26 protein-coding genes and 2 pseudogenes are annotated in these 26179 nt (G+C 37.3%); 4 read left to right on the top strand and 24 right to left on the bottom strand.

From position 1 onward, the window contains the following. Positions 1 to 25 precede the first annotated feature (25 nt). The 3 genes from C9J29_RS07680 to C9J29_RS07670 all read right to left on the bottom strand — a co-directional run bounded on the left by C9J29_RS07680 (position 26) and on the right by C9J29_RS07670 (position 2952). Positions 26 to 208, bottom strand: coding sequence for a hypothetical protein (locus C9J29_RS07680; RefSeq protein WP_025115645.1), 183 nt, complete (start codon positions 206 to 208; stop codon positions 26 to 28). 104 nt (positions 209 to 312) lie between these two features. After that, a complete protein-coding gene (locus tag C9J29_RS07675; RefSeq protein WP_089984789.1) occupies positions 313 to 1671 on the bottom strand; it encodes an aspartate kinase in 1359 nt (452 codons plus the stop codon). Between the two features lie 528 nt (positions 1672 to 2199). Further along, positions 2200 to 2952, bottom strand: a complete 753-nt coding sequence (locus C9J29_RS07670) for an SDR family NAD(P)-dependent oxidoreductase (protein ID WP_008175990.1) — start codon at positions 2950 to 2952, stop codon at positions 2200 to 2202. A 380-nt stretch (positions 2953 to 3332) separates the two neighbouring features. Here C9J29_RS07670 and C9J29_RS07665 point away from each other — a divergent pair, with 380 nt between their 5' ends. Beyond that, positions 3333 to 3947 (top strand): TetR/AcrR family transcriptional regulator, encoded by a 615-nt coding sequence (locus C9J29_RS07665; RefSeq protein WP_008175985.1) that lies wholly within the window; start codon positions 3333 to 3335, stop codon positions 3945 to 3947. Positions 3948 to 4011: 64 nt separating this feature from the next. Here the strand turns inward: C9J29_RS07665 and C9J29_RS24585 are convergent. The 3 genes and pseudogenes from C9J29_RS24585 to C9J29_RS07655 all read right to left on the bottom strand — a co-directional run. Then, a pseudogene (locus C9J29_RS24585) lies at positions 4012 to 4134 on the bottom strand (hypothetical protein); the annotation flags it as partial. A gap of 19 nt (positions 4135 to 4153) precedes the next feature. Beyond that, positions 4154 to 4564 carry a YbhB/YbcL family Raf kinase inhibitor-like protein gene (locus C9J29_RS07660; RefSeq protein ID WP_237068772.1) on the bottom strand — a complete coding sequence of 137 codons (411 nt, stop codon included), beginning with the start codon at positions 4562 to 4564 and terminating at the stop codon, positions 4154 to 4156. Between the two features lie 107 nt (positions 4565 to 4671). Next, a complete protein-coding gene (locus C9J29_RS07655) occupies positions 4672 to 5151 on the bottom strand; it encodes an RNA polymerase sigma factor (protein ID WP_107921889.1) in 480 nt (159 codons plus the stop codon). A 291-nt stretch (positions 5152 to 5442) separates the two neighbouring features. Here C9J29_RS07655 and C9J29_RS07650 point away from each other — a divergent pair, with 291 nt between their 5' ends. Next, positions 5443 to 7620: a DNA topoisomerase III gene (locus C9J29_RS07650; RefSeq protein ID WP_107921888.1), complete on the top strand. Its 2178-nt coding sequence runs from the start codon at positions 5443 to 5445 to the stop codon at positions 7618 to 7620. 67 nt (positions 7621 to 7687) lie between these two features. Here the strand turns inward: C9J29_RS07650 and C9J29_RS07645 are convergent, their stop codons facing one another. The 6 genes from C9J29_RS07645 to nagZ form a co-directional block, all read right to left on the bottom strand. After that, a complete protein-coding gene (locus C9J29_RS07645) occupies positions 7688 to 7873 on the bottom strand; it encodes a hypothetical protein (protein ID WP_008175977.1) in 186 nt (61 codons plus the stop codon). Between the two features lie 213 nt (positions 7874 to 8086). Continuing rightward, complete coding sequence (locus C9J29_RS07640) at positions 8087 to 9268, bottom strand: NupC/NupG family nucleoside CNT transporter (protein ID WP_107921887.1); 1182 nt, start codon at positions 9266 to 9268, stop codon at positions 8087 to 8089. A gap of 66 nt (positions 9269 to 9334) precedes the next feature. Then, the gene (locus C9J29_RS24255) at positions 9335 to 9475 is read right to left on the bottom strand and encodes a hypothetical protein (RefSeq protein ID WP_164908691.1); all 141 of its coding nucleotides are present in this window, start codon (positions 9473 to 9475) and stop codon (positions 9335 to 9337) included. Then, positions 9475 to 10182: a purine-nucleoside phosphorylase gene (gene deoD, locus C9J29_RS07635; RefSeq protein ID WP_008175971.1), complete on the bottom strand. Its 708-nt coding sequence runs from the start codon at positions 10180 to 10182 to the stop codon at positions 9475 to 9477. The genes C9J29_RS24255 and deoD overlap by 1 nt, the downstream gene beginning before the upstream one ends. Before the next feature lie 201 nt (positions 10183 to 10383). After that, positions 10384 to 11820 (bottom strand): AcpB/EbpR/MafR family transcriptional regulator, encoded by a 1437-nt coding sequence (locus C9J29_RS07630; RefSeq protein ID WP_237068771.1) that lies wholly within the window; start codon positions 11818 to 11820, stop codon positions 10384 to 10386. 66 nt (positions 11821 to 11886) lie between these two features. Beyond that, positions 11887 to 13587: a beta-N-acetylhexosaminidase gene (gene nagZ, locus C9J29_RS07625; protein WP_107921885.1), complete on the bottom strand. Its 1701-nt coding sequence runs from the start codon at positions 13585 to 13587 to the stop codon at positions 11887 to 11889. A 190-nt stretch (positions 13588 to 13777) separates the two neighbouring features. Here nagZ and C9J29_RS07620 point away from each other — a divergent pair, with 190 nt between their 5' ends. After that, a complete protein-coding gene (locus C9J29_RS07620; RefSeq protein WP_008175965.1) occupies positions 13778 to 14173 on the top strand; it encodes a hypothetical protein in 396 nt (131 codons plus the stop codon). A 111-nt stretch (positions 14174 to 14284) separates the two neighbouring features. Here the strand turns inward: C9J29_RS07620 and C9J29_RS07615 are convergent, their stop codons facing one another. The 5 genes from C9J29_RS07615 to C9J29_RS07590 form a co-directional block, all read right to left on the bottom strand. Continuing rightward, positions 14285 to 14704, bottom strand: a complete 420-nt coding sequence (locus tag C9J29_RS07615) for a YxiJ family protein (RefSeq protein ID WP_089984797.1) — start codon at positions 14702 to 14704, stop codon at positions 14285 to 14287. Positions 14705 to 15860: 1156 nt separating this feature from the next. Next, entirely contained in the window at positions 15861 to 16661 is an 801-nt protein-coding gene (locus tag C9J29_RS07605) for an SDR family oxidoreductase (protein WP_107921884.1), read from the bottom strand. Between the two features lie 378 nt (positions 16662 to 17039). Further along, complete coding sequence (gene trhO, locus C9J29_RS07600) at positions 17040 to 17981, bottom strand: oxygen-dependent tRNA uridine(34) hydroxylase TrhO (protein ID WP_008175955.1); 942 nt, start codon at positions 17979 to 17981, stop codon at positions 17040 to 17042. A gap of 301 nt (positions 17982 to 18282) precedes the next feature. Further along, the gene (locus C9J29_RS07595) at positions 18283 to 18780 is read right to left on the bottom strand and encodes a GNAT family N-acetyltransferase (RefSeq protein ID WP_139150586.1); all 498 of its coding nucleotides are present in this window, start codon (positions 18778 to 18780) and stop codon (positions 18283 to 18285) included. A 16-nt stretch (positions 18781 to 18796) separates the two neighbouring features. Then, on the bottom strand, positions 18797 to 19330 hold the full coding sequence (locus C9J29_RS07590) for a helicase (RefSeq protein ID WP_090003164.1): 534 nt from the start codon (positions 19328 to 19330) through the stop codon (positions 18797 to 18799). A gap of 392 nt (positions 19331 to 19722) precedes the next feature. On the opposite strand from C9J29_RS07590, the gene C9J29_RS07585 reads away from it, so the two are divergent. Then, complete coding sequence (locus tag C9J29_RS07585; protein WP_089984804.1) at positions 19723 to 20043, top strand: YflT domain-containing protein; 321 nt, start codon at positions 19723 to 19725, stop codon at positions 20041 to 20043. A gap of 405 nt (positions 20044 to 20448) precedes the next feature. Here the strand turns inward: C9J29_RS07585 and C9J29_RS07580 are convergent. The 7 genes and pseudogenes from C9J29_RS07580 to C9J29_RS07550 form a co-directional block, all read right to left on the bottom strand. After that, positions 20449 to 20619, bottom strand: a pseudogene (locus C9J29_RS07580) (DUF2268 domain-containing putative Zn-dependent protease); the annotation flags it as partial. 28 nt (positions 20620 to 20647) lie between these two features. Further along, positions 20648 to 21136, bottom strand: a complete 489-nt coding sequence (locus C9J29_RS07575; protein WP_107921882.1) for a hypothetical protein — start codon at positions 21134 to 21136, stop codon at positions 20648 to 20650. A gap of 761 nt (positions 21137 to 21897) precedes the next feature. Next, the gene (locus tag C9J29_RS07570; RefSeq protein WP_089984807.1) at positions 21898 to 22473 is read right to left on the bottom strand and encodes a dihydrofolate reductase family protein; all 576 of its coding nucleotides are present in this window, start codon (positions 22471 to 22473) and stop codon (positions 21898 to 21900) included. 231 nt (positions 22474 to 22704) lie between these two features. After that, a complete protein-coding gene (locus tag C9J29_RS07565; protein WP_107921881.1) occupies positions 22705 to 23550 on the bottom strand; it encodes a DUF2785 domain-containing protein in 846 nt (281 codons plus the stop codon). Continuing rightward, entirely contained in the window at positions 23547 to 24302 is a 756-nt protein-coding gene (locus C9J29_RS07560; RefSeq protein ID WP_107921880.1) for an alpha/beta fold hydrolase, read from the bottom strand. Before C9J29_RS07560 ends, C9J29_RS07565 begins: the two co-directional genes overlap by 4 nt. Positions 24303 to 25117: 815 nt before the next feature. Next, positions 25118 to 25348 (bottom strand): hypothetical protein, encoded by a 231-nt coding sequence (locus C9J29_RS07555; RefSeq protein ID WP_237068770.1) that lies wholly within the window; start codon positions 25346 to 25348, stop codon positions 25118 to 25120. Between the two features lie 119 nt (positions 25349 to 25467). Continuing rightward, a complete protein-coding gene (locus C9J29_RS07550) occupies positions 25468 to 26016 on the bottom strand; it encodes a GNAT family N-acetyltransferase (protein WP_107921878.1) in 549 nt (182 codons plus the stop codon). Between the last annotated feature and the right edge of the window lie 163 nt (positions 26017 to 26179).

The following is a 26179-nucleotide window of genomic DNA, read 5'->3' as shown; positions in this document are numbered from 1 at the left end:
GCCACAATTCCATTTTGACGTGTTGTTACTGCTTTTGTTTAAGATTTTTAAAGCGGATTACGGAGCCAATGATGATAAAGACCCAACCAATAGCTATGTAAACTACTTTCATTGTTTTTGTCGATGACGGTAAAATATCCATAATCGTTAAACAGACAAAAAGTATCCCAACAACCGAAAAAAGCATACCAATCGTTAAATTCTTCACGAAAAACCCTCCCAACTATGTATGCCCTCGATTTTACCGTATTCTTAGCAAAAAGAAAACACTAATCCAAGTATGGAACCCTTGGATTAGTGATAATTGTGTCATTAAGCTTTCGCATGGGCAAAAAATTCTTCATATAACGCCTGTAAAATGCGGTTTTCAAATTCCTGAAGTACTCCAAAAACGAGACTTACTTCAGAAGAGCCTTGATTGATCATTTCAATGTTTGCGCCGGTTCTTGAAATCGCTGTAGCAGCACGCGCAGCTAGACCTGTGTTATGGCGCATACCTTCACCAACAATCACGATCATCGAAAAACCATGACGCATTTCTACATATTCAGCATGTAGCTCTTCTTTCACTCGACTAATAATACGCTCTTCATTATCAGGTGATATCTGATTCGAACGCATAATGACTGAAATATCGTCTAAGCCAGAAGGTGTGTGTTCATAAGAAATATTTTCATCTTCTAAAATTTGTAGTAGCTTTCGTCCAAAGCCTACTTCACGATTCATCAAATATTTAGAGACATATAAAGTTGAAAAACCACTGTCTGCCGAGATACCTGTAACGGGACGACCTGTTGCAGGACGACTTGGTACGATACGAGTACCTGGGGCTGATGGATTATTTGTATTTTTTATGTTAACGGGCACCCCAATCTTGTAGACAGGCATTAATGCTTCATCATGGAACACTGAAAAGCCTGCATATGATAATTCGCGCATTTCGCGATACGTAATTTCTTTAATTTCCACTGGATCATTGACAACCTTCGGATTCGCGGAGAACACACAATCCACATCCGTAAAGTTTTCATATAACTCCGCTTCAACAGCTGCTGCTAAAATGGAGCCAGTAATATCAGAGCCTCCGCGGTCAAATGTCCGCAATACGCCCGCTTTAGTGTAACCGAAGAACCCTGGGAACACAATAATTTCTTTTGTGTGTTTTAAAGGGGCTAAATTAGCATACGCTTCGGGTAAAGCAAATGTTCGTTCAGGTAAATCATTGACCACTAATCCATCCTTAGGACTTACATAGCGTGCGGGCATTCCAATTGCATTAAAATAAGCGGCAATAAGCTTGGCGTTATTATCTTCACCTGCTGCTTTAATGCTATCAATGAATAATTCCACGTTTGTTTTGTCACCTTGTACACGTTCACGTAAATCTTCCGCAATCACGTCACAAATGGCATCATCTAACCCTAAACCATCTGCAATTGCTCGAAAACGATCGACTACAATATGCAATTTGTCTTCGGTATCTTCATGTTGTAACGCGGCAGTTGCTAATTGTATTAATAGATCGGTTACTTTTATATCGTCACCAGATCGTTTACCTGGTGCTGAAACGGCAACGATTTTACGTGCCGGATTAGATTTCACAATATTTGCTACTTTTTGAATTTGTTCTGCGTTTGCTACAGATGTTCCACCAAATTTACACACGATCATATCTATCAAATCCTAACTTTTTCAAATTAATTGTATTCCTCCAAAAAACAATTGACTGTACACAGTGTACAAATTATCGATTCCTACGTCAATACAATTTAAAAAATTCGCGCAATTTACTGAGAAATATGGACAATTTTCGTACTGTTTGATTTATTATACGGATTTCGTATGAAATAGTTAAGGTTTTTATGAATTTTTTTTCGTGATATTCACAGATTCGTGAAATTTTCCGTTTTGACTTTCTTCTATATAAAGAGGAAAACGCTTACTCCCCACTATGATATGCACAAACATCCTCGGTGTTTGTGCTAATTTGCAGGCGAAAGGAGGGTTTTGAGTAGGAGGACGAATGCTTCTGGACAGGTTTTTTTCTAGAAAATAGCTACATCACTTTTTTGCCAGTATGTAAAACTTCATGACGAGTATGCTTGAACTGTGGATGACTTTATCCATCTCTCCCTCACATGCAAAAAAACTAGGATCACATGTAATTAGTGAAACCTAGTTTTTCCAAGCTATTTTCGTTTAAATTGCCGTCCAGCCGCCGTCAATGACTAATTCTGCGCCTGTCATAAAGCGTGATTCGTCAGAGGCAAGGAAGACTACTCCATAGGCTACGTCCTCTGGTGAACCAAAGTACGGTAGCTGTGTATAGGTTTTGTAGAAAGGTAAAGCGCCCCCTTCTTCCATCGTTGGCGCTGTCATAGGCGTAACGATGATGCCTGGGTGAACAGAATTTACACGAATATGATCTTTCCCATACTCTACCGCAGCCGATTTAGATAACACCCGAAGTGCTCCTTTTGCTGCTGTATAAGGACTTGTCCCTGCCATTCCCACGATTCCACCAATGGAAGAAATATTGACAATAGATCCGCCACCAGCCTTTTGCATTTCTGGAATCACATATTTCATACCAATGATACAGCCATTTAAGTTAATATCCATCACTTTATTCCATTCGTCCATTTCCATGTTGGCAATCGTTTTTGGTGATGAAATTCCTGCATTGTTGACTAGTACATCGACTTTACCATATGCCTTCACTGCCTCTGCAATTACGGCTTTCCACTCGTCCTCAGACGTTACATTATGTGAAAGACCAATAATATCTCCACCATTTTCTTTAATTTCTTTCACTAAGTTATTCAATGGCTCGATTTGCACATCTGTTGCAATCACCTTTGCCCCTTCTTGTGCAAATAGCTTTGCCTCAGAAGCTCCCATGCCCATCGCTGCTCCCGTAATAATCGCTACTTTCCCATTTAAACGTCCCATCTATAAAACTCCCTTTCTATTATCAATCCATTTCCTCCGAGCAAATGTCACCAGATGTTTTCAATCCGCTACAGAAGCTAGAGGCTTCATTTTGCTTCAGCAGATGTTTGAACACCCTCTAAAAAGAGCATCACAAGCATACATCCTCCCCCATAGAAAAGGGACATTTCCGTATGTTTGATATAAAATTGCTGAATCAAATAAATGAATAATTCGTGAAAACATTAACAACTAGTTGTATTATCGACACCGTGTCGTTAATATAATTATAACTGTCTGTTCAAAAAGGGCAAACAACATAAGAGCATGAATTGATGTATTGACAACATGTAAGGCTACTATGTTGTGTAAACGATAAATTTAATACAAGGAGCTTAAAAATGTCGAAAAAGATGGACCCTCGTGTCATAAGAACGCGCCAACTATTAAGAGATGCATTAGTGGAGTTAATAGATGAACAAGGCTATGAGAAGATTACTGTGCAAGATATTACTCAACGGGCAACCTTGAACCGTGCCACTTTCTATTTACATTACCGTGACAAATTAGATTTACTGTACCAGAGCTCTGAGGAAATCTTACATGAATTAGTAGGAAGTATTCACCCAACGTTTGAAGAGAAGAGAGATTTTGATTTATTGCCTCATTATGATCAGCCTCATGAGACATTTATGCATTTGTTTGAACAAATTGCGCTGAATAGTAAGCTTTACAAAGTCTACCTCACAGAAAAAGATATCCCTTATTTTTCTGCAGGCTTAAAAAAGATAATTATCGATTTTGTATCAAGTGGTATTCAATTGATGGAGCCTGATGATCAAAAATTAACCGTACCGCGTGAGATGGCTATCCGTTTTTATGCCGCTGCCTTTCTTGAGGTGATCGTCTGGTGGTTAGAAAATGATATGCCCTATACGCCAAAATTTATGGCGACTCAGTTAATGCGTATTACCATTAAAGGACCCTACTTGGATAACCCCTTTCAGCAATCTTAAAAGCTGACATTTCCTATATGCCAGCTTTATTGGTTCACTACGTATTTTTTTGCCTGTACATGTCTTATGCATTGGATGGAGATTTACAAACAACGGACCATACCTGTTCAAATAATGCTTGATGGTCACTGTTGCTCCATCTTTCAGCAAAATACGGGTTGTGGAAGTACGTAAATGCTGTCATAAGGGGTTATTTTGGCTGTACCTCAGCGGATAGGTTTCTCAAAATTCCAGTTCGTATAAATGACAGCCGCCGTTACTGGCTCTGTAGTCTTATCTTCCGTGAAACCGCCTATTAGATTACCTACTCTAAATGTCGGCTCAAAAAATTGTTCTTCCTTAGGGGGTGCGGTTGGACCATCTATCCCCAATTTCGTCTCATCTGTAACGACTACTTTCATGCCGTTATCCAACGTAAAGCTCAGTCCATCTTCTCCAACTTCTGTGATCACTCCTTCGATATTGACTACTGCACTTGCCGCAGGAGCTGAATGATCCACCATAATTCTATCTGTTAAATCGATTGTTGTGTCATTGTTTACATTGACTAAAGAAGCGACTACCGCTATTACTGCACAGGCAACTAAACTTCCCACACTTATTCGTACTTTTTTCATAAAGACCCTCTTTTCTTTTTGTTGAAATTCCATCATCTCGTTTTCCATCTTTATCTTAAATTCTTCGGAAGCATGAATCTGCTTCATCACGTTTTTATAAGCATTCATCAGACCGTACTCCCTTCTTCTAATATGATTTTCAATTTCATTCGTGCCCGTCTTAGCTTTGAGCCGATCGTGTTGACGTTCATTCCTAATAGATTGGCGATTTCTGCAGTTGTATAGCCTTCATAATAATGTAAATAAACAATGACTCTCTCTTTTGGATTCAGCTCAAAAATTTCCGTAAGCACCATTTGCTCCTCTTTGGCGATAAAGGACATTTCTTCGGTAATTGGTACCGTCTTCTTCACAAGGGCAGACTTAAAGTAATCCTTACATTTATTGAAAGTTACTTTGATGAGCCAAGCCTTTAAATGATCTTCATGATCGAAGGGCTTTTTCTGTTTCATAAGAGTCATATAAACCTCTTGGACAATATCCTCCGCCTCAGACATATTTTTTGTCTGATGCACAGCAATACGGATTAAGGTGTCACTATATGTTTGAACAATCTCTTGAACACATAAGCCAGCAAACTTTTTCATATTTCCTATCGAGCCTCCTTCTTTTCATAATACGATTCATCTTTTAAAATTCGTGCAATAGGCCATTTTTTTACTGGTATGAATTATTGGTGACAGTCCAAAACGAAAAAAGAAGGGAAAATAAATCCCCCTCTCCTTAAATTTTCATAACAGATTTCATCACCATCTCAGGAAGGATTTCATAATAAATATCAAATAGATCGACAAAATGTTTGGTATAACCGTTATACTGAATATTAATTTATAATGATATGACAAGAGTTGGAATGATTAGTTACAGGAGAATGATAGATGAAAATAGTAATTGCAGAAAAACCAGATCAGGCTGCCAAGTTAGCTGCTCCCTTTTCTTTTACTAAAAAGACAGGATACTTTGAAGTCAAAGCCAACTCATATTTTCCCAATGGAGCCATTATTACTTGGGCAATTGGGCATTTATGTGAATTAAAAACACCAGAAGAATATGATCCAACATGGAAAAAGTGGAAATTAGAAACATTACCCATTATTCCCGATCGATTTGAATATAAAGTTTCTAAATCTAAGTATAAACAATTTACTATCATAAAAAATCTAGTTAAAAGACCAGACATTCAAGAAATTATAATCGGTGGAGACGCCGGGCGTGAAGGAGAATTAATCATTCGTACCATTTTAAGGGTATGTGGTGTAAACAAACCGATGAAACGATTATGGATATCGTCCTTAACGGAAAACTCGGTCAAAAATGGCTTCTCAAATTTACTGCCCGAAGCGAAAACGAAGGATATTTATTACGAAGCATTAAGTCGTTCCTGCGCAGATTGGTTAATTGGCATGAATACGTCGAGATTATATACGGTCCTACTTAAGAAAAACGGTGTCAAAGATGTCTTTTCCATTGGCAGAGTTCAGACCCCAACCCTTGCGTTAATTGTTCATAGGGAACATGAAATCGCGAATTTCAAATCAGAACCTTTTTGGGAAGTCGAAGCAGTCTTTCATTTCGCAGGTAAAATGCTAAAAGCAAAATGGCATAAAAATAATATGTCAAGAGTATCGGAGGAAAAACAAGCGATAGCCATTGCTAATTTCTGTCTACATAAAAATGTAGAAATAACGAAAATAAATAAAGAGACGAAGGAATACGCACCGCCTCTGTTATTTAATTTGTCCGCGTTACAGGCTACAGCAAATAAGTCTTATAAGTTTTCGCCACAAAAAACTCTTGATATTTTACAAAAGCTTTATGTAAAAGGTTTAGTTTCATACCCAAGATCAGATTCGCAATTTTTAACAAGTGAAGAAGCCAAAACACTACCAACTATATTAAACAATTTTAGCAAAATAGATAAATATAAAAACCTTCTTCCTCCCCCAACAAACTCAATTATGCATAACAAAAGATATGTTAACGAGAAGAAGGTTACGGACCACCATGCAATCATTGTGACAGATCAAGTACCTAACCTGGCTAAGCTAAGCATGGAAGAAGAGAAAATTTACGATTTAGTAGCGAGACAAGTCATTGCAGCACATTATAACCATGCCATTTTTGCTTACACAACCATTCATTCGCTTGTCGATAAACGAGCTGAGTTCATTTCGAAGGGGAAGGAGCAAATCGAGGAGGGTTGGCGTAAAGTCATTTATCTATCTAAAGAAAATGCATCTCAAGAGGAAGAAGAAATGCTTCCGCTTCTTCATGAAAATGAGCTCGGGACTGTGGCTCAAGCTACCGTTAAAAAAGGGGCAACACAGCCACCTAATAGATATACAGAAGGTCATTTAATTACATTAATGAAAACAGCCGGTAAACACCTAGATGATGCTGAGTTAGAAAAGGTTTTATCTAAAACGGAAGGATTAGGAACTGAAGCAACACGAGCCGGCATTATTGGTACACTCAAAGACAGAAACTATATTGAAATAAAGAAAAATCAAGTATTTGCTACATCTAAAGGTATGTTATTAATTGAAGCATTAGGTGAAAACAGCCTACTGACATCACCCTCGATGACCGCAAAATGGGAGCAGCGACTATCTGAAATTGGTGAAGGACATGCTTCTCCTCAAGCATTTATGGAGCAAGTAAAAAAGCTCACCTATAAATTGATTACAGATGCGCATGAACGTGAAAAAGTATGGGCATTCGATCAAAAGGAAGTCAACAAAATCAGTGCCAATAATCCTTATCAAAAGAAATATAAAAAAGAAAAAACTGTTGTCGGAAAGTGTATTCTTTGCGATGGCTCTATCCTAGATCATGGTACTTTTTACGGCTGTTCAAACTATAAAACTGCCAACTGTAAAATCTCAGTTTCAAAGAAAATTCTCAGTAAAACCATTTCACAGACAAATGTAAGAAAGCTACTTGCCACTGGTGAAACAGACATGATCAAAGGGTTTAAAAAGGGACAAAAAACCTTCAATGCGCATCTTATTTGGGATGAAAAAGAACATAAGGTACATTTTAAATTCCCTCAATAATTAGGGCATTTTAGGTGGTACACATCAAAGGGCGATACATAGATACCGCCCTTTTGGTCCCACTTCCTCATAAGAAATAGTTTAAAGCATTGCTCCCAGAAGTAATTAACGCTAATAAACCTGCAACCATCACCCATATTGCATATCGGTTTTCTTCTTGCTTTCTCTTCCCTATCCAAAATAATATGAAGCTGATGCATAATAAAACAACCCCTATTATTGCACCTGTAATAATCCCTATCATCATGCCCATTTCCTATAGCCTCCTTATCTTCTCACCAATCTTTCAATCTATTTTCATTGTAGCTGTCAATCATCACTTTTTTCTTTCTCATTCCTTACATATTCATTAAGTATTAAATACTTCTATGTTCAATCGTACACCGCCATCATAAAAACACCTTAATAGGTAAACTATCAAGGTGTGTCTCGTCTTAAAGCCTTCATTATTTTTATAGTTAATCGATCAAAATACAATACCGATAATGATTGCCGATAAAACACTGACTAGTGAAGCGCCATAGAGCAATTTTAATCCAAAGCGCGCAACCACATTGCCTTGCTTTTCATGTAGCCCTTTTACGGCACCTACGATAGTCCCAATGGAGCCAAAGTTTGCAAAGGATATAAGGAATACAGATACAATGGCTGCCGTACGTTCACTAAAGCTATCTTGGATTTTAACGAAGTCCAGCATAGCAACAAATTCATTGGCCACAAGCTTTGTCGCCATAATACTACCCGCATTAACCGCTTCATGCCAAGGTACACCCATAAGAAAGGCAATTGGCGCAAAAACATACCCTAAGATACCTTGGAACGAGATGCCGAATATGCCATTAAACAGACCATTAATAAGGGCAATTAACCCAACGAAGCCTACTAACATAACGCCAACTATAATGGCTACTTTAAAACCATCCATAATGTATTCGCCTAGCATTTCAAAAAATGTTTGCTTTTCGCCTTCTTGCACTTCGATTATATCTTCCTCCGCCTTCACTTCATACGGGTTAATGATAGAGGCGACAATAAAACCACCGAATAAGTTTAATAATAAGGCGGCGACTACATACTTGGGCTCTAGCATCGTCATATAGGAACCAACAATTGACATCGATACAGTTGACATCGCAGAAGCACATAATGTATAGAGACGGTGCTTCGGTAAAAATCCAATTTGGTTTTTCACCGAGATGAATACTTCATTTTGTCCTACTATAGCTGCAGCGACCGCATTATAAGATTCTAGTTTTCCCATTCCATTGATTTTACTTAGTAATAGACCAATATACTTGATAATAAACGGAAGGATTTTATAATGTTGCAATATTCCGATTATTGCGGACATAAAAACAATGGGCATTAACACATACAGGAAAAAAGTATGCGCTCCTTCATTAGCTATCCCACCGAATACAAAATTGGTCCCTTCGTTTGCATACTCTAGTAATTTGGCAAAACTATCAGCAAATCCTTTAATTAATAATTCTCCGATACTTGTTTTAATCAGAAGAAATCCTAGTATAAGCTGGATGACAATCATCACAATGATTGGACGATACTTAATCTTTTTCTTATTATTACTCGCAACCCATGCTAAAAATAAAACTAACAGTAAACCTACTATAGAAATTAAATAATGCATCTATTCCCCTCCGTAACTTTCCACGTGTACCATCAACATTTAACGAATCCTAGCTTGTCCACTGGATCAGCCTAGACGTTTTTCGGGCGTTAAATTAGCTAAATCTACCATAGCAATGGAGCTACCATTTTCAATACCCTCCACTGCTATCCAGACAAAATGACATTCATCACTTTCTTGCTGTCCTTCTACCCATTTACACGGCACTATTCATCGATAATGGTAGTCAAAGCAACGTCCACCATTTCATAAAAGGACTTTTCGCTTTCCTCATGTGTTAAGCATTCATTTGTGAGTAATTGACTCCCTACCGTCAAAATGGATAATGCCTTTACCCCATATTTAGCAGCTAGCGTATAGAGCGCTGTGCTCTCCATTTCTACCCCTAGCACACCGAATTCCATAAACTTGTGAAGCCTGTCTAATGTTTCACGATAAAATTCATCCGAGTTATATATATTGCCTACAAAGACATTTCCTTTTTTACCTTGTGCCTGCTGATACGCCTTCATTAATAAAGAAAAATCTGCTGTAGGCGCATAATTATTGCCTAAGAAAATTTTCTCCGTCAAATTACTGTCTGAGGATACTGCTTGGGCGAGGATGATATCACGGATATTAATTTCCTTTTGCATCGCACCACATGTGCCGATACGAATCATTTGCTTCACGCCATAATCGTTTACCAGTTCAGTACCATAAATACTCATCGACGGATTGCCCATCCCTGTCCCTTGAACAGATATCGGCACACCTTTGTACATCCCCGTGTAGCCATACATCCCTCTTACTTCGTTATAGCAAAATGCATTTTCTAAAAAATGTTCCGCTACAAACCTTGCACGTAAAGGATCACCAGGAAGTAATACCCTTTCAGCTATTTCTCCCTTTTTTGCACTTAAATGCCTACTCATTTCTATTCCTCCAAGTCATAAAATTTATCTACAATCCATTAGGTAACCGTTTTCATTTACCATCAAAAAATACCCATAGCTATTTCCAAACCGACTCCTCTTAAAAGGAATCCGTCCAGAAACTACTATGAGTATAAGATTTTTTTACGATGATCAACTAGACCAGATTATTACGTTGTGTACGGAAAATATTTGACCAAATTACTGAAGTAATTCTTTCCGTATGTTATCTAAATCTCTTTTGGAAGGAATCGTTGAAATAATGACAACTGGCACAGTCTTTAGGTCAACAGGGAAATTACTAATAACAAAATCAATCTGTTGCTGCTGGACCATTTCGTCAGTAAGTCCTTTCAAAATGGACGTATTAATAATCAGTTGATCCCCTATTTCATTTTTTATTAGATTCGCTATATAATGGCGGATTGAAAACTCCTCACCAATGACCAAAAAAGCACTTTTACTTTTATAATTAAGGCCAGAACGAACAAGTAATGTTAATTTTGTTAGATGATAGTCATTATATCGAACAGAAGGATAGATTAATTGCCACTTGTGCAGACACGTCTCCATATCTTGATAAATTTGCTGACACTCATGGTGAACATACGCGGTTAAATTACTTTTTGAAATCATCATCCATTCAGGAATGGCATTATCGATTAAAAGCTTGTCAAGGAACTCATATACTTCCAAAATAAATCGCTCATTCCTATTTAAATTCGGGTAAGCCTCTGCCAATAAAGCTAATAGCTGCTGGCCCATTTGATCTTCTTCTCTATTCTTGTATAATTCGATTTCTTTCTGTGGTGTCATCTCTGACCCTTCATAATAATGATATTGGCTTAGACTAAATAGCGCTTGCAGGAAAAACAATTCATTATTTGGCAATTCCATTGAAAATCTTTCTTCCAGTGTCTTCGCAAGTTTTTTTACGGGCCCATAGAAAATACCTTTTTCCCACAGGTAATGACCGTCATTCATTTTTACGTAGTTCTCTTTTTTTATTCGTTCCAGAACAATTGCTACTAAAAAGGATAATTTCCTTTTGGAATTGATGAAATAAACAATATTTTTTTCATTCTCTATAGTTGTGATTAATTGATGAATAACATCAAAGTCACTATTCGTAAATGGCCACCCCGTAAACTCGTAAGCATCCCCATAAAATTTCCAATAAAAATAGCGGATATTCAATTCATTTCCCTTTACTGCTGGCGTCGAGTATGAAATTCGTAATTGATATGGCTTTAAATCATCATTATTTAATTGCATAATCAATTTCTTCAAAGAGGAAGTGCTCATAAACATGGCTTCCGCAAGCTCCTCCATTGAGCAGTGATCCTCATTTGTAAACAATACATCCATAAGTTGATAAAAGGTTGTTTGCCTGAACATGCTGGCAATCACTTCACTAACCGTTGTACTGCGCCCATCACGTTGTAGAAAAATGCCCTTTCCTCTAGACACTTCAATGGTCATCGTTGATGGCAATTGCGAACTAATCTCCTCCACTAACTTTCGTATCGTTTTATCAGAAATATGTAAACTTTGTTCAACCTCTGCTAAGGTAAACCATCTTTGCTCAGCATCTAGCAAAGTTAATAATTGGCTAGCTAATTTGAATTCCTTATCCATGCCTTCACCCTTCTCTATCATTCACAAAAAAGGACATACATATCGATATGTATATCCCTTTCTCTTTTATTTCATATACGTATTTAATAATTGGTCCATACGAGCATTGAGCTTCTTCAGATCCACTGCTGATACCGGATGATTCACAAGCTGATATTTTTCTTTCAGCTGAATGATTCGACGGACACTGTCATTAATTTGCTGCTCTGAGATTTTTCCGTTCTTTACGGCTGCCTTCAATGCATCTATGGCCGTTGTGACATTGGCGAATTCATGGGCAATTAAAATAATATCATTTCCCGCCTTCACAGAATCTACAGTAGCTTGCCCGATACTAAAATGATTCGTAATGGCTTTCATCGTCATATCGTCGGTCATTACAACCCCATCAAAGCCAAGCTGATTTCTTAATAGCCCAGTAATAATTTCCTTCGACATCGATGAAGGGAATTGTTGATCGATTTTAGGTAATAAAATATGGCCGACCATCACCACATCAACACCCTTATCAATGGCCACTTTAAATGGAATAAGCTCCAGCTTATTTAAATCGTCAAGACTTTTCGACACTTTAGGAAGCTCTAAGTGAGAATCTACTGATGTATCACCATGACCAGGGAAATGCTTGATGACCGGAATCACCTGCTGACTTTCTAAACCTTGCATGGTCTGAATACCTAATTGACTAACGATATCAGGCTTATTAGAAAACGAACGATCCCCAATAATCGGATTGTTCGGATTGCTGTTCACATCCATGACAGGGGCAAAGTCTAGGTTGAAGCCAAATGCCTTTAATTGTTCCCCTAACAATTTTCCAATCTCATAGGAGAATTGTGGTTGATTGATTTGCCCAATCTTTTGGTTCGTCGGGAAATTTTTTAACGGCCCCGGTAATCTGACTACTTTCCCCCCTTCTTGGTCAGTTCCCAAGAATAGTGGCAGTCGATTAGTCCCATTCGCTGTCATCAAATCATTCATCAGTGAGACCGTTTGCTGTGGTGTTTCAAGATTATTGGCATAAAGAATCAATCCTCCAATCTTGTAATCACGAATCAAACTTTTAGTCTCTTGCTGAAGGGATGTGCCTGAAACACCCGCAAACATCATTTGACCAAGCTTTTCATCCAATGTCATCTGGTTGATCGTCTCTGCTATCTCATCCGTTATTTCTGTATAGACAGAGATGTGATGAACAGCAGGATTGGCCTCATTGTCAGTCGGCTTTGGCAAAATCCACTTTAGTTGATAGTTGGCGTTCACTTGATACACCAAAATAATTTGATCGGTCTTTGTATCCTGATAATAGCGGACCTCATCCGGCTCGCCTAACTTATTTTTAATATCTGCTAAATGAATATTCCTTATATTTGCTTTAAACGAACGGATATCGAAAGCTTTTGTACGTTGAAAGCCAATCGTTATCTCTTGTTGAAGAAAATCTTCGTATTGTGCATTAGCGGTCTCCATTACTTGCTGAGGGTCCCCCCATTGCTGATGAACCGTACGACTATCTGATTCCCCTGCGGTAAATGGCACATCAGGTACTTTCCCTTCTCCCGCTAGGTTGACAATTTCCTGAATGACTACGTCAAGATTTCCGGTATCGCCGCCCTCAGTAGCAGTATCGCTATGCTCTTGGACTGGGGGTGACTCCGAATTTCTAGTCGTTTGTGTGGCTGGTCTCATCTTCATACCGATAAAAAAGAGCAAACCCATTAAAATCAGCACAAGAAATACGAGAAAGCCACGTCTTCTTTTATGCATGAAAAAACCTCCTCAATCCAACCATTAGTAGTAGCATATCATTCTACCAGCTAACGTTATCATATCTAACGAATGAATTCAAAATATGTGAAATCAACAGAAACAACTCTCTCTTTAGAAAATATTATCGTAAGCTAGCAAAAATGCGGAGGAAGATGTTAAAATATTCTCATAAAGGGGGAGGAAAGGTATGGGGAAATTAAGTAAAAGGAATATATTGTGGATTGTACCCATCGGTATTTTAGGGGTGTTTTGGTACTTCTATGGTCCACAAAAGGATATTACAGACAATGAATATATTACATATGTAAAAAACTATTCTTATGAAAATAGTACAAAAACATTAGAAAATGGCTTTGCTGCTGCCTGCGAAAATCCGTATTGGGTTTATTTTGAAACACAGAAAAGACAGGATGTAGTCGAGTTCGAAGGAGATTGCTCCATTGATAATAAAGTTACAAAGGTCAATATGCAATTCCTTGTGGACAATGACAGGACAAAAGTTCAATCAGGTGCGATGTTAGTAGATAGTAAAATGCAGGAAGAAACGGATCGAGACCAGTTTTTACTAGCATTGGTCAAATAATTAGCGAATACCCTCATAATTACAACTATGAGGGTGTTTATCATATATCGGTGGATCTTGCGTCAGAAAACATAATCCAGAATGGGCTAACTATAACAAAAATTTTCAAGTTCATTTCAAATTTATTTTTGTGTATAGATTCTGTCGTTTAAATGGATAGTGGTTATTTGACAACAGTTGTAATAACCATTTTCTCGTTTGTTCATGGGTTTTATATTCTTGAAAAAAATGATGATAGTTTGCTATTTGGCCTTCCAAAAATTCATATTGATTATAGTATTCAAAAAAAGACTTATATAGCATATCAATTTGTCCCTCTGGAATTTGATTTATTACATCGCCTAAAACATAACTTAACGTTCCTGATATGTTCACACAGTAGTAACGAAAATCTTCATAGAAATCTACCACATCAGGTAAATTCAAAAATTCTGTTCGATAATCCTCACATATTTTATTAATATCCTTAGTAGGAAATGGCTTTTTTAATTCATTTTCCAATTCAGCTAGTTTTTTTATTATATTATCCATATTTCGGCCCCTATAAGTGTGTCATTTAACAAATTTATTTTTTAGTCAAAGCACAAACGTTCTTAAGCTTCTTTTGGGAAGGTTCTTGAAATGCTTGCCGCACTAAAGCAGCAATTCGTTAAATAAGTAAATTTGTTTTGCGTAGGATTCCCAATCTTTATTATCAGTATTTATTTCAATTGTAGGAATGATTGAATTTGCTGCTTGACTCCTATACGCTGGTTGTTGTTCTAATAATAATTCACATGCCAATTTCATTTCTTTTGAGGTTTTCCCCTCCCATTCATGAGGATTTCTTCTACATATTATTCTTTGCTCTAAATTCTCTGGTGACACAGTTAATAAAGTACATCTCGCCCGCATTTCAAGTAACTGGGCTTCTAATTCCTTAATTTCATCTGATATTGAATGAGAAAATGCAACCCGATGATTTAAATGAAACCTTTCAAATATAAAGAATAAGCCTTTTGAACGTTGGGTTTGTCCAACTATCCTGCTCCGCTACTTTTAGTAGAAAAAACTCTACTCCATATGGAAGTAAAGCCCCCATAAATCAATTCGCTAATAGATATTTATTAGAAGTTATTAACCATTACATTTAAAAAACTAAACATATTCGGTAATATAAAAATCAAAAATAGCCCTGTAAATGAGAAGGTTATAAATCTTTTCCTATCTATGCCAACTCTTAATTCCCAGAGTCCCAAACAAACTAAATACAAACCTATCAACATACTAACCATTGGTAATAGTACTAAATAAATATTCATATCATTTTCTCCTTTTTTATATGTAGCTCTTCTAACTGACATAGTCCGTTTACTCTAATACGGTCAAAATGAGTATAAGTTCCAATTATAAGTAAATTATCCATTCAAAAAAATAAAAACTCCGCCTTATAGAAGAGACGAAGTTTAAATTCATGGTACTACTCTAAATAGCTTTAGAAAGTTCATTTTGCAGGATTATTATTATCCTCCCTGATAACGATAGCTACTGTTACCTCCTACATTATTCCATACAAATATTCATTGTCGAGTTGGGATATCTTAGGTCTATTTGTTTACTAACTAATATCCGTTCCCTTGCCCTATTAAAGTAGTAGTCTAAGAAACATCACTGATTTCGAGGGAGTCTATTTATCACATACCTAAGCTTACAAATCTATTGGCTTGCCGCCTGTCACCCCATATATCTGACCGGTGATATAGCTTCCTTCATCCGAGGCCAGAAGAACATAAACGGGTGCAAGCTCTACTGGCTGTCCCGCACGGCCGAGAGGAGTATTTTGACCAAACTCAGGTATTTCTCCTTCTAATTTCCCGTTATCCAACTGAAGCGGCGTCCAAATCGGGCCAGGTGCGACACCATTGACACGGACACCTTTAGAAGCAAAGTACGAGGACAGGGATACCATAAAGTTGCTTATCGCACCTTTTGTAGCGGCATAATCCATGAGAGATGAGGATGGATCGAAAGATTGAACTGATGTGGTGGTAATAATTGCACTTCCTGGCTTCAGATGCTCTTCAGCAGCTTTGACGGTCTCGAACATGCTGATGATGTTTACTTTGAAAGTGTCTTGCACTTGGTTGATTGTTAGGTCACTTAGAGATGGCTGTGCGATTTGTTGCGCAGCATTTAATACCAGCAGGTCCAATCCACCAAAGGCTTCCACTGTTTTTGTAACAATCTCTGTCGCAGTACCATCTTCCCGTAAATCATATGGTAGCAGTAGTGCTTTTCTGCCTTCTTTTTCAATTAATGTTTTGACTTCGTTGGCATCTTCCTCTTCGCCCGGGAAGAATTGAATGGCCACATTCGCCCCTTCGCGTGCGTAGGCAATAGCAGCGGCACGACCAATCCCAGAATCGCCTCCGGTAATTAAGGCATTGCGCCCTTCCAGACGATTGTATCCTTTATATGATTCTTCTCCACAGTCAGGTTTGGGGCTCATTTCATTCTGTAGCGCTGGAGTGTTCTGTTCTTGATCTGGGAATTTTCCCGTATGATATTTCTTACGTGGGGTCGGTTAGATGTGGGTTTGCCATTATCAATCATCTCCTATATTAATTATTTTAAAAACACTTTGTGAGCTTGCACTAATTAAATGCGGTTACATTTTTTGAATACCCTGTGATCATTTACTCTAAACAGCTACAGTCATTTACTCTTTTCCTACAAAAGAAAAAACACCCCATGTAAGCGAGCAAACTAGTCCGATTTTGAAATGGATAGTTCGAACACTTACACTGAGTGTTTTAAGTACCTCTATATAGGTAGTAGAGGGAAAGATATTTAATATTGTTTTGTATGTTTAACTAGCTGTTCATACTTAAACTTGTAACGCCTCAATCGTTTGGGCTACTTGTTCTTCTGTTAAATTATGACGCACGATGTAGCGGTTGCGCTCATGCTTTGTACATTCAATTGTACAGCCACCTAAATGCTTGGCTTCATTTTCTTCAGATGCGATAATTTGTTTGTTACATTCAGGATTTGCACAGTTAATGTAACGTTCACAAGGCTCTCCGTCATAATGATCCCGACCGATAATCACATGCTCTACTTGATTGATGGGCACCGTTAAGCGCTCATCAAATACATACATTTGTCCGTCCCATAATTGGCCTTTCGCAACAGGGTCTTTTCCGTATGTTGCAACACCGCCATGTAATTGACCGACATCACCAAAGCCTTCACGTTTCATCCAACCTGAAAACTTCTCACAACGAATGCCACCCGTGCAATATGTTAACACATTTTTCCCTTCGAATAACTCGCGGTTCTCACGTACCCATTCCGGTGTATCCCGGAAGTTTTTTACATCTGGTCGAATCGCACCACGAAAATGGCCGACATCGAATTCATATGTGTTACGCACATCTAATACGACTGTATTTTCATCCTGCATTTCTGCAAGGAATTGTTCTGGTGACAGGTAGCGACCTGTTAATTCATGCGGGTTTACGTCTTCTTCTAAGCCTAAGTTTACTAACTCAGGTCGAGGGCGTACGTGCATTTTTTTGAAGGCATGATCATCCGCCGCATCAATTTTGAAGACAATACCTTCAAATAATGGGTCAGCTTGCATGTTTGCCATGTATTGCTCTGTTTGCTCAATCGTACCTGAAACAGTACCGTTAATGCCTTCATTGGCTACTAAAATACGACCTTTTAAACCGATCTCTTTACACATTTCTAAGTGCGTTGCTGAAAACACAGCTGGATCTTCAATCTTTGTGTAATGGTAATATAATAAAACTTGATAATTCATTGTTTTCCACCTATCATTTCAATATTTGCAGGATATTCCTGATAGTGTCTTTTACGACCTATTAACAATAAAGGAAAATCACTTAAAATGCTATCGGTAATTAGACTGAAATAGTTATAAATATTGTTAATAAATTTGTGAATTGGTCAGCGAACCTTTTTATCAAGAAGTGTTATTGCACAATCTAGCCTGCTTCATAAAGAAAAGATGCTTTCTTATTTCAAAGCATCCGATTGGGGTATAACTATTAAATTTGGTGAGGAGTCGAGAAGCCTCATTACTTTCAGTAAGCTAAGGTTATTTACTTTTCTAAATGCTTTATCGCCAACATCGAGTGATCCTGAATGATGCCTGTATCTACAAAGCCAAAGGAAGCATATAATGTTTTAGCTTTGGCATTGCTTGTATGATAAAAGAGAGTTACATACTTCGCTTCCCCATATGGCATCTGTTCAATTTCCATCAACATTTTTTCAAAGGCAAGTTTGCCATATCCTTTCCTTTGATACCTTTTGTCAATCATCATATGCCATATAAAATAGCTCTTCTTTCCGTAATAATCTTCATTTTCAAATGATTCATGATCTAACGTATCATAAATATACATCATAAACCCAACCACAACTTCATCGAGATAAATGGCAACGGGAGTCGCTGGTATCCCGTCTGTATTCAACATATGAGCATCTGCAAAACTTTTGAGATTCGTAGTTTCTAAAAAGTCCTTCTGTTTTTCTTCAACCTCAAGTGCTATGACTTCTTCTATGTTTTCACCGGTTATTTTTCGTAATTCAATCATTCTTATTTCCCCTTCTTTACATTTTCTCTGTTTTCCTAAAGATAAATTGATCATCAGGATTCCAAATATGCAAGTCGTCAGCAACATAACCACGTAGCCATAGTACGCCGGCAATTTTTCTAAGGTAAAATCCTTTAGGAAAATCATCATCATCACGTATTATCTCTGATGCTATTGTGATGGATCCAGAAGGAGCTTGATGTTGTTGTAGAGAATTCCCTAAATCTCCCTCAGCTTGGTCTAAATATTCAAGTCTTACGTAAGGTCCAACCTCAAGTGGACATAATTCCAAACCAAGTTTATTCGCTTGTTTTATAAGCTGAGGCATAGTAGCTCCATCAGGAAAACCAAGATTCCTAACAGCCAGTTCAACAGTATTTAGGCTGTACTTTGTTTCAGAAGTAATAAATTGATCATCAGATAATAATTGCTCACCATAATGATTCATCGAGATTGAATGTTCTTGTAACTTTTGAATAAGCTGCCATTTTGTTAGTCCACCAATTTCTATTGATTTAACAATAACAGGGCAATCAGGATAAATGCCCATTTGTATCCCTCCTAACATAATAAAAAAAATAACACACCCTAATTATACATATAATGGAAAATGAATAAAAGCTACCATTGACGTTCAAATCCTTTTCCTCTGCTGTTATAGCTTAAGTATATTTGTTCACGGAATCTTTTATATACAGTCTAATCGGTATGAAGAAAAGCACAGTTCTTGTTGCAGAATTGCGCCCTATTCTTGAATAAGGTACAATCCCTAAATAGAATAGTACCCAATTATAGAATAACAACTTACATTGTTTTCTAGTTGTTCATTAGTATTCCATTAGTTATTAATGCCACTCTACATAATTAAAAACTAAAAAAATGTTTTATTCATTCAATTTAGTGGAATAGATTGAATGTGAACATATTTAGGAGGGATAAATAATGACAGTCAAATTGACAGTAGAAAACGTAGTACAGGCGAAACAAGAAGTGGAGAAATTAGAAGCGCAAGGATATCTTCGAGATAACATTTACATCTTTGCGCACTATGAAGAACGTGAAGATGATATTAACGAAGCACTCGGGACAGAAGAAGCTGGCATTGGCGAGCAAGGGTTCCTGACTTTTATGAAGAATCTGGTGAATTCCCGTGGAGATGAACTCCGCAATGAGTTAGCTTCTGTCGGATTAAGTGAATCGGAAGCTGCTCAATTCGAAAAAGAACTGGATACAGGTAAATTGGTCATAGTTGCCAATAAGTAAAAACAAACCCGGGAATCCCATCCCGGGTTTGTTTTTCATTTTACAAGTCCTCCTCGTATTCCGTGAACTCTGTATTCCAGATAGCCTTTCAACCAAGTCAGTAAAAAAACCATCCTTCTTTATTGTCAATGATCTGCTCGAGGAAATTTTCATCTTCTTCATTAAAGAGTCTTCTTCAACAATATGACCCTTTAAAAGGAAAAAACGCGTTCCTAAATAAACGCGCCCGATCGTATTATAAGGTCAGCCAGAAAATATTTCTGGTTGACCATTTTTTTGTTGAAGATCGTTATTGAACTAAAGCACCCTGTTGAAAAAAGAGCTGCATACGCAACTCAATGATTTTTAACTAATCAATAACATATATTTACCCCTAGAATATATGTCAATTCATGCATTGATTTGTTATTTATAGTTTTCAAGATAGTTTCCTTTTTCAAAAATTTCTTTTGCACTTAGCGCTGTCCATTCCTCTGGGGTTACATTTGGGTGCAAATCAAGATAGGATTTTACCATTTTATAGCCCTCACTGTAACCATAACGATTAGGAAGGCCATTACCTCCCAGAATAATTTCTCCCTTATAATTGTTGTATGGTACTATATTATTCCGCATGTTCTTTCATTAATTTATCAAGTGCTTTACCATAAGCATCTTTGTTTTCCTTACTTAACTCATATAGTGCACTTTTCCAATTTTCCCTATCTACACCTGATAAATGTGGAGTACTTTTTAGTACAGCTTCTTGCATATTCGGTTTATCCTCTTTATTAGCGTCTTTAATAAGCTTTGTTGCTTTTCTTGCATCTGTTACCCCTACTTGTATGTCTTTGTGAATGTCTTTGTATTTATCAGGAACTTTTATATATTCCATATTGTCTAAAATCTTATCCATCTTGATTGCTGTTTCTAAAATATCTTTTTCTTTGTCTTTGTCTTCCATAGCTTTCATCGAGTTTACTATGAATAAATCCTTCATGTATTGAAACTCTACTAATTGTTCACAAATATAATAGGGATACTGTTTCTCTGATATTACTGTTTTCATTGTTGATTTGCTTAACTGCTCAGTCTTAGGAGTAGACTCTTTCATTGCACAAATTGGATAAAGTGATTCCAGCTATTGAAGGCCTCGGGTTTCAAGGTCCAGACTATACTAATAAGTAGATCGGCATACTCTTTTCGGATGAAACGAAAAAGCATGCTCTTTATTTATATACTGCTACTCCAATTGAAATGGCTACCTTTTAAAAAATGAATTGGACCGTTTCTTTGAGCTGCAAAATTTAATAAAACAAAGTGGCGCTCCCATTACCTATGTGGTCGTCGAAGACATGCGGGAACCTGCCGATAGCAGCTCCATTTTGTTCTATATGAAAGATGTACAAAGTACTAACACGAAAGAAGATTTCTTGTTACAGTTAAAAAAAGCTAACCACGGTTTGAAGTGAGGTAAATACTATTTTACAACAGTCCTTTTCAGAAAAAGATATTAACAACCACATACGATTGTTTACTAAATAGACATACTCACGAAATGCATTACCTAAGTTTCTTCTAAGAAGTTACTTGGTAATGCATTTTATCAAACGTTGGTTAGCTTAGTATGTAAGCTAGACTGTCCTTTAAACATAATTATCTAGGCCGGTCCATAAGACTATTTCTTGGGTGGTATTGCTCCACAATATGGCCCTTTAATGAAAACGAGCGCTGATTCTTGTGACAGAATCGCGCCCTTATATGGAAGACTTGATTTCAAGATAATACAATTACAATTTCCATTGTTCCCCTGTTACTTAAAAAGGGGTTGGGGTTGGTTTAAAAAGTTAGCGTAATCTATTTTAAGTGACAAGGTCATCTACCCGTCTGGTAAACGAGACCTATGGCTCCAGAATCAAATGTCTTGTTTTCGATAAGTTTAAGATTGACCTTCTCCTTGAGACCTTGGAATAACGGCAACCCGCTGCCGACCAGGACGGGAGAAACCGTAATTTTATATTCATCAATTAAATCAAGCTGCATAAGGTAGTGTGCGAATCTAGGACTTCCTAGGATGACCATGTCCTTGCCTTGCTCCTGTTTGAGGTTCTTGATCTCTTCCTCGACATCTTCTTTCACCAGTCTGGAATTGTTCCATTCGACTTTCTCCAGCGTCGTGGAAAAAACGATTTTGGCTGTCTTTTCGATCCACTCGGCATGATTCCGTTCGTACTGCGAAGCTGATGGGTTCGAAGGCACAGATGGCCAGTAACTGTGCATCATCTGATAAGTCCCACGTCCCCAAATGACAGTGTCGGCAGTACTCAGAATCTCTTTCGCGTGTTTCTCCAAATCAGAATCGTAGGAAACCCAGCCAATGTCCATTTCACCGTTTGGCCCTTCTACAAAACCGTCAAGCGATGCGTGCAGAAATAGAACAAGTTTTCTCATTTTCAGTTCTCCTTTGTTCATGAGGGATGTCTCATTATACTTTGCAGTTTTCATTAATGTTATGTGCAGAGTCAAGTATAGCACACATAAGAATCAATAATTTCTTCTAGATTGCAAAATTTCTTTATTAAACAATTTGGCCCTATAATAAAAAAACACCCATTTCTACATGAGTGTCTTAATTGAATGAAAGTTCTTTAAACGTATATACTGGGACAACGCCTTAATCCTTTAACTGATAGAAAACCTGTTTAATTTTGCCTCAGTGCCAAGTATTGCAGTATTAAGCTCATTCTCCTGGCTATCTTGTCTCCTTCTGAAATAGAGACTGCGTAAAAAATTCTTGCTGTTCACACGAGCAATCACCTGACTGCGACTTCTCGGCAAATCGCAGCATTGCGCTAAGCAGCTAATCCAATCAGCAATTTCTTGATGTGGAAGTAACTCTTTGTCAATCATCGTATCCACGATATTGACCAACCGCTCATCATCCTCATCACTAAAAATATGTATTCCATTATGTAGCATGCCAGAAATAGCGACAAGAACCTCACGTAACATTGCAATGCTGCTCTCCTCGCACTGCACCAACTCAACAAAAACATCTGCACCGTGAGACGCGCTGTGAGCCCAGCCTCCTACTGAAAGGTAACCTCGCAGATCCTTCTCCTCATTGTAATAACGGAGCATTGCTTGCATTAATTGCTCAATTTCTTCTTGATTTAAAAATGGATTCTGTCTGTGGCGTTGTATAATCAAAGCGATAGGCAAAGCAGAAAACGTCCTTGTAAAGACTGACTGATCATCCTTGCTGCCAATATTATAGAACAAATGGTTCTCATCCGTCAGAACAGTTAAGAGACTACGCAACTCCTCTTCACTGAACCTATTCTCTTCCTTAATCCACATATAAAACATCGGATATATCAAGTTATCCCGCAATTCTGGCTGAGGATCGCCGATATATTGAAGTAACAAAGGTAAGAAATCTTGATGCTGCTCACCTTCGCCTAACTGATACTCATTCTCCTCAATTCTTTGCAAATCCTTCATAAGTTTCATCCTTATTTCGCTCACTTTCCCATCTCCTTTAACATTAATAAAATCTCTTCTATTACAATATCAGGCTCATCATGATGTATATAATGTCCACTACGACTAGCAATCCGGAACTTACTTGACGTTGACAGCCATTGGAATTCTGCTTGTAGACTTTGTTCAATTTCTAATATTTCTTGTGAGGGCCATCCATCTTCATTATTATCGGGTAAACCTCTTGTAATAATTGAGAGAGGAATGTCACTTTGTTTTGAATAATCAACAATTTGCTTATAACTCTGTATTTTATCAATTTTCTCACTATTCAACATAGGATTCTTGAAATATTCCCTATTTCCTGCAAGTAGATTTTCTGGTAGAACCTTTTCATAGGCAAGTTCTTTATATTCCGGTGCAGCGTCAACCAAAACCATACCACAGATGTCCAGCGGATAAAGACTAGTATACAATCTGGCGACCAATCCACCAAAGGAATGGCCTACTAATATATAAGGCTTCTCCACGTCAAGCGCTAGCACCAATGCGGAGAGCTCCTCAACAAGATCACAGCAAGTTCGCGGGACAGCTACGTCTTGACTCCTGCCAATACCCGCCCTGTCATAGGACAAGGTTGACGTTTCATCCGATATTCGGTCTTGGACCTTTTTCCATGTTTCATGGCTATCGCCTAACCCTGCAATAAAGATTACGCTGGGTGTATTTTTACGATATTTATTGAACAGTATACGCCTATCATAGAAATTGATTATCTTTTCATGTTGTATCGTCACTTTTAATCACCTATTTCTACAATATAAAAAAAGGGCCGTTTATGCAACTCAGTAATAATTTGCTAAAGTTCTCCGTTAGTTAAAGTGAGATCTTCACAATCTTATTCTATATTTCAACAATAATAACCATTTTATGTAAAATGTTCCTCAACAATCTGGCCCGTTTGTTGAATAAACAACTTTATTGTTATTTAAAATCTCCATAGAGATTATAATTCGGCTATCTATATCAAAATGAAACAATTCAATAATTAGTATTGGCATAGATGACAGACAAATAATTTTTGGAACAAGGGAGTTGCTTGGCTGTCTTAGGAATAATTCGTTAGCTATCAAAAGTAACAACTCTGAGAAAAATAATAAGAGTTTCAAAACAGGAATTTACATTTACTATACTTGTAAAAAATGAGTAAAATTATATTGTAAATAGAATTATGTAACTATTTTTGGGAGGTACATTAATAAAAGGGAAAATTGACAATGACTAATTATAAAAAAATATTTATTTCTGGGCTTACAGCTTTCACAATTCTTAAAAATAGAATAAAGTTACATTTCAATTGAAATGCCTAATTAATTGAAGAAGATCATACGAACATTGTAATCCCTTATATGCCCAAAGCGTCGTTTGGTACGTGTCATAAAAAATGTTATTCAATAATCTGGCCCTTTATAAAAAACACTTTCCTTATTCAAGGAAAGCACCCGATTGTTGAGAGTTGTAGCCTTTTGACATTCTTTATAAACTCTTTATTATCAATTATTGCTACCTCTACAAACCTATTCATCCACATCACAATCCCAACGACGAAGAATCACCTTCTAAATTGAGTTAGTATTAAAATAATGAAAACTAGCGTCAATCCGATAATACTGATGAAAGATGCCACTTTTATATAACGAATAGCACCATCTGCTATTTGTGGTTCTTCTTTGTACATCCATCGCTTTCCCCATAATAAGCTTTCTTGAGGGTAGAAATAGCTCCAAATTAATACTCCATATAATGGCATCGCTAAAATAATGACTACGATTGTATCAAACATTTTTAGCATCACCCCCAAAAATCGTTACATATCAATCCCTATTTGAAGTATTCATTTGTATTCCATGAAACATCCAATAGATGAACAAACTTTTCTTTCGATTTCTCACTGATTCTAATTTAATTGAAGTTATTGTGGCTGTTCTTTTTTAACAAAGAATAGATAAACGTATCATATGCCTTTTCCTTTTGCACCATATAGTCTCTTAGAATTCCCTCTTGCTGAAACCCTAGCTTTAGCAGTAGCTGATTGGATGCTTCGTTTTCTACATACACGACAGCTCCAATACGTTGTAAATTCATGTGTTCAAAGCCATAGTTGATTACTTGCTGGATTGCTTCTTTTGTGTACCCCTTACGCCAGTAATCTGGATGGATTTCATAGCCGATTTCCGCTCGTTTATGGGGAGCAGACCATAAATGATAGCCAATCGTACCCATGACCTCTCCTGTTTCTTTAAGCTCAATACCCCACCGTATACCTCTTTTTTCCTCGTAGTTTTTGTCAAAATGCTTGATTAACTGTTCAGCCTGTTGTTTTTCTATAAAAGGTTCCTGCCCATAATAGCGTGTGACCTCCTCATTTGAAAGGCAATGAAAAATTGCAGCTATATCAGCCTGCGTCAGTTCTCTTAACTTAAGTCGGTCCGTTTCTAACATTGGAAACATCGGTCTTCCCCCTTCATCATTTCTTATCCTTAACCATCAAGCATAATGGCGTCTTGCTCACTGGTCATGATGTGCTTTCCCATCTCATCTACCTATTGGAGAAAACATATTTATTCCATCTTATGAAATTTCCATTTTCTGTACAAGTTATTTCTCTTAAATT

This window comes from Lysinibacillus fusiformis, assembly GCF_003049525.1.
Lineage (GTDB): Bacteria > Bacillota > Bacilli > Bacillales_A > Planococcaceae > Lysinibacillus > Lysinibacillus fusiformis.
This window is presented reverse-complemented; position numbering and strand designations above follow the sequence as displayed.

Excerpts from the sequence above, each read along its gene's own strand:
- C9J29_RS07675 (WP_089984789.1), bottom strand. The coding sequence starts at position 1,671 with ATGATCGTGTGTAAATTTGGTGGAACATCTGTAGCAAACGCAGAACAA.
- C9J29_RS07670 (WP_008175990.1), bottom strand. The coding sequence starts at position 2,952 with ATGGGACGTTTAAATGGGAAAGTAGCGATTATTACGGGAGCAGCGATG.
- C9J29_RS07665 (WP_008175985.1), top strand. The coding sequence starts at position 3,333 with ATGTCGAAAAAGATGGACCCTCGTGTCATAAGAACGCGCCAACTATTA.
- C9J29_RS07660 (WP_237068772.1), bottom strand. The coding sequence starts at position 4,564 with ATGAAAAAAGTACGAATAAGTGTGGGAAGTTTAGTTGCCTGTGCAGTA.
- C9J29_RS07655 (WP_107921889.1), bottom strand. The coding sequence starts at position 5,151 with ATGAAAAAGTTTGCTGGCTTATGTGTTCAAGAGATTGTTCAAACATAT.
- C9J29_RS07650 (WP_107921888.1), top strand. The coding sequence starts at position 5,443 with ATGAAAATAGTAATTGCAGAAAAACCAGATCAGGCTGCCAAGTTAGCT.
- C9J29_RS07645 (WP_008175977.1), bottom strand. The coding sequence starts at position 7,873 with ATGGGCATGATGATAGGGATTATTACAGGTGCAATAATAGGGGTTGTT.
- C9J29_RS07640 (WP_107921887.1), bottom strand. The coding sequence starts at position 9,268 with ATGCATTATTTAATTTCTATAGTAGGTTTACTGTTAGTTTTATTTTTA.
- deoD (WP_008175971.1), bottom strand. The coding sequence starts at position 10,182 with ATGAGTAGGCATTTAAGTGCAAAAAAGGGAGAAATAGCTGAAAGGGTA.
- C9J29_RS07630 (WP_237068771.1), bottom strand. The coding sequence starts at position 11,820 with ATGGATAAGGAATTCAAATTAGCTAGCCAATTATTAACTTTGCTAGAT.
- nagZ (WP_107921885.1), bottom strand. The coding sequence starts at position 13,587 with ATGCATAAAAGAAGACGTGGCTTTCTCGTATTTCTTGTGCTGATTTTA.
- C9J29_RS07620 (WP_008175965.1), top strand. The coding sequence starts at position 13,778 with ATGGGGAAATTAAGTAAAAGGAATATATTGTGGATTGTACCCATCGGT.
- C9J29_RS07615 (WP_089984797.1), bottom strand. The coding sequence starts at position 14,704 with ATGGATAATATAATAAAAAAACTAGCTGAATTGGAAAATGAATTAAAA.
- C9J29_RS07605 (WP_107921884.1), bottom strand. The coding sequence starts at position 16,661 with ATGAGCCCCAAACCTGACTGTGGAGAAGAATCATATAAAGGATACAAT.
- trhO (WP_008175955.1), bottom strand. The coding sequence starts at position 17,981 with ATGAATTATCAAGTTTTATTATATTACCATTACACAAAGATTGAAGAT.
- C9J29_RS07595 (WP_139150586.1), bottom strand. The coding sequence starts at position 18,780 with ATGATTGAATTACGAAAAATAACCGGTGAAAACATAGAAGAAGTCATA.
- C9J29_RS07590 (WP_090003164.1), bottom strand. The coding sequence starts at position 19,330 with ATGGGCATTTATCCTGATTGCCCTGTTATTGTTAAATCAATAGAAATT.
- C9J29_RS07585 (WP_089984804.1), top strand. The coding sequence starts at position 19,723 with ATGACAGTCAAATTGACAGTAGAAAACGTAGTACAGGCGAAACAAGAA.
- C9J29_RS07575 (WP_107921882.1), bottom strand. The coding sequence starts at position 21,136 with ATGAAAGAGTCTACTCCTAAGACTGAGCAGTTAAGCAAATCAACAATG.
- C9J29_RS07570 (WP_089984807.1), bottom strand. The coding sequence starts at position 22,473 with ATGAGAAAACTTGTTCTATTTCTGCACGCATCGCTTGACGGTTTTGTA.
- C9J29_RS07555 (WP_237068770.1), bottom strand. The coding sequence starts at position 25,348 with ATGTTTGATACAATCGTAGTCATTATTTTAGCGATGCCATTATATGGA.
- C9J29_RS07550 (WP_107921878.1), bottom strand. The coding sequence starts at position 26,016 with ATGTTTCCAATGTTAGAAACGGACCGACTTAAGTTAAGAGAACTGACG.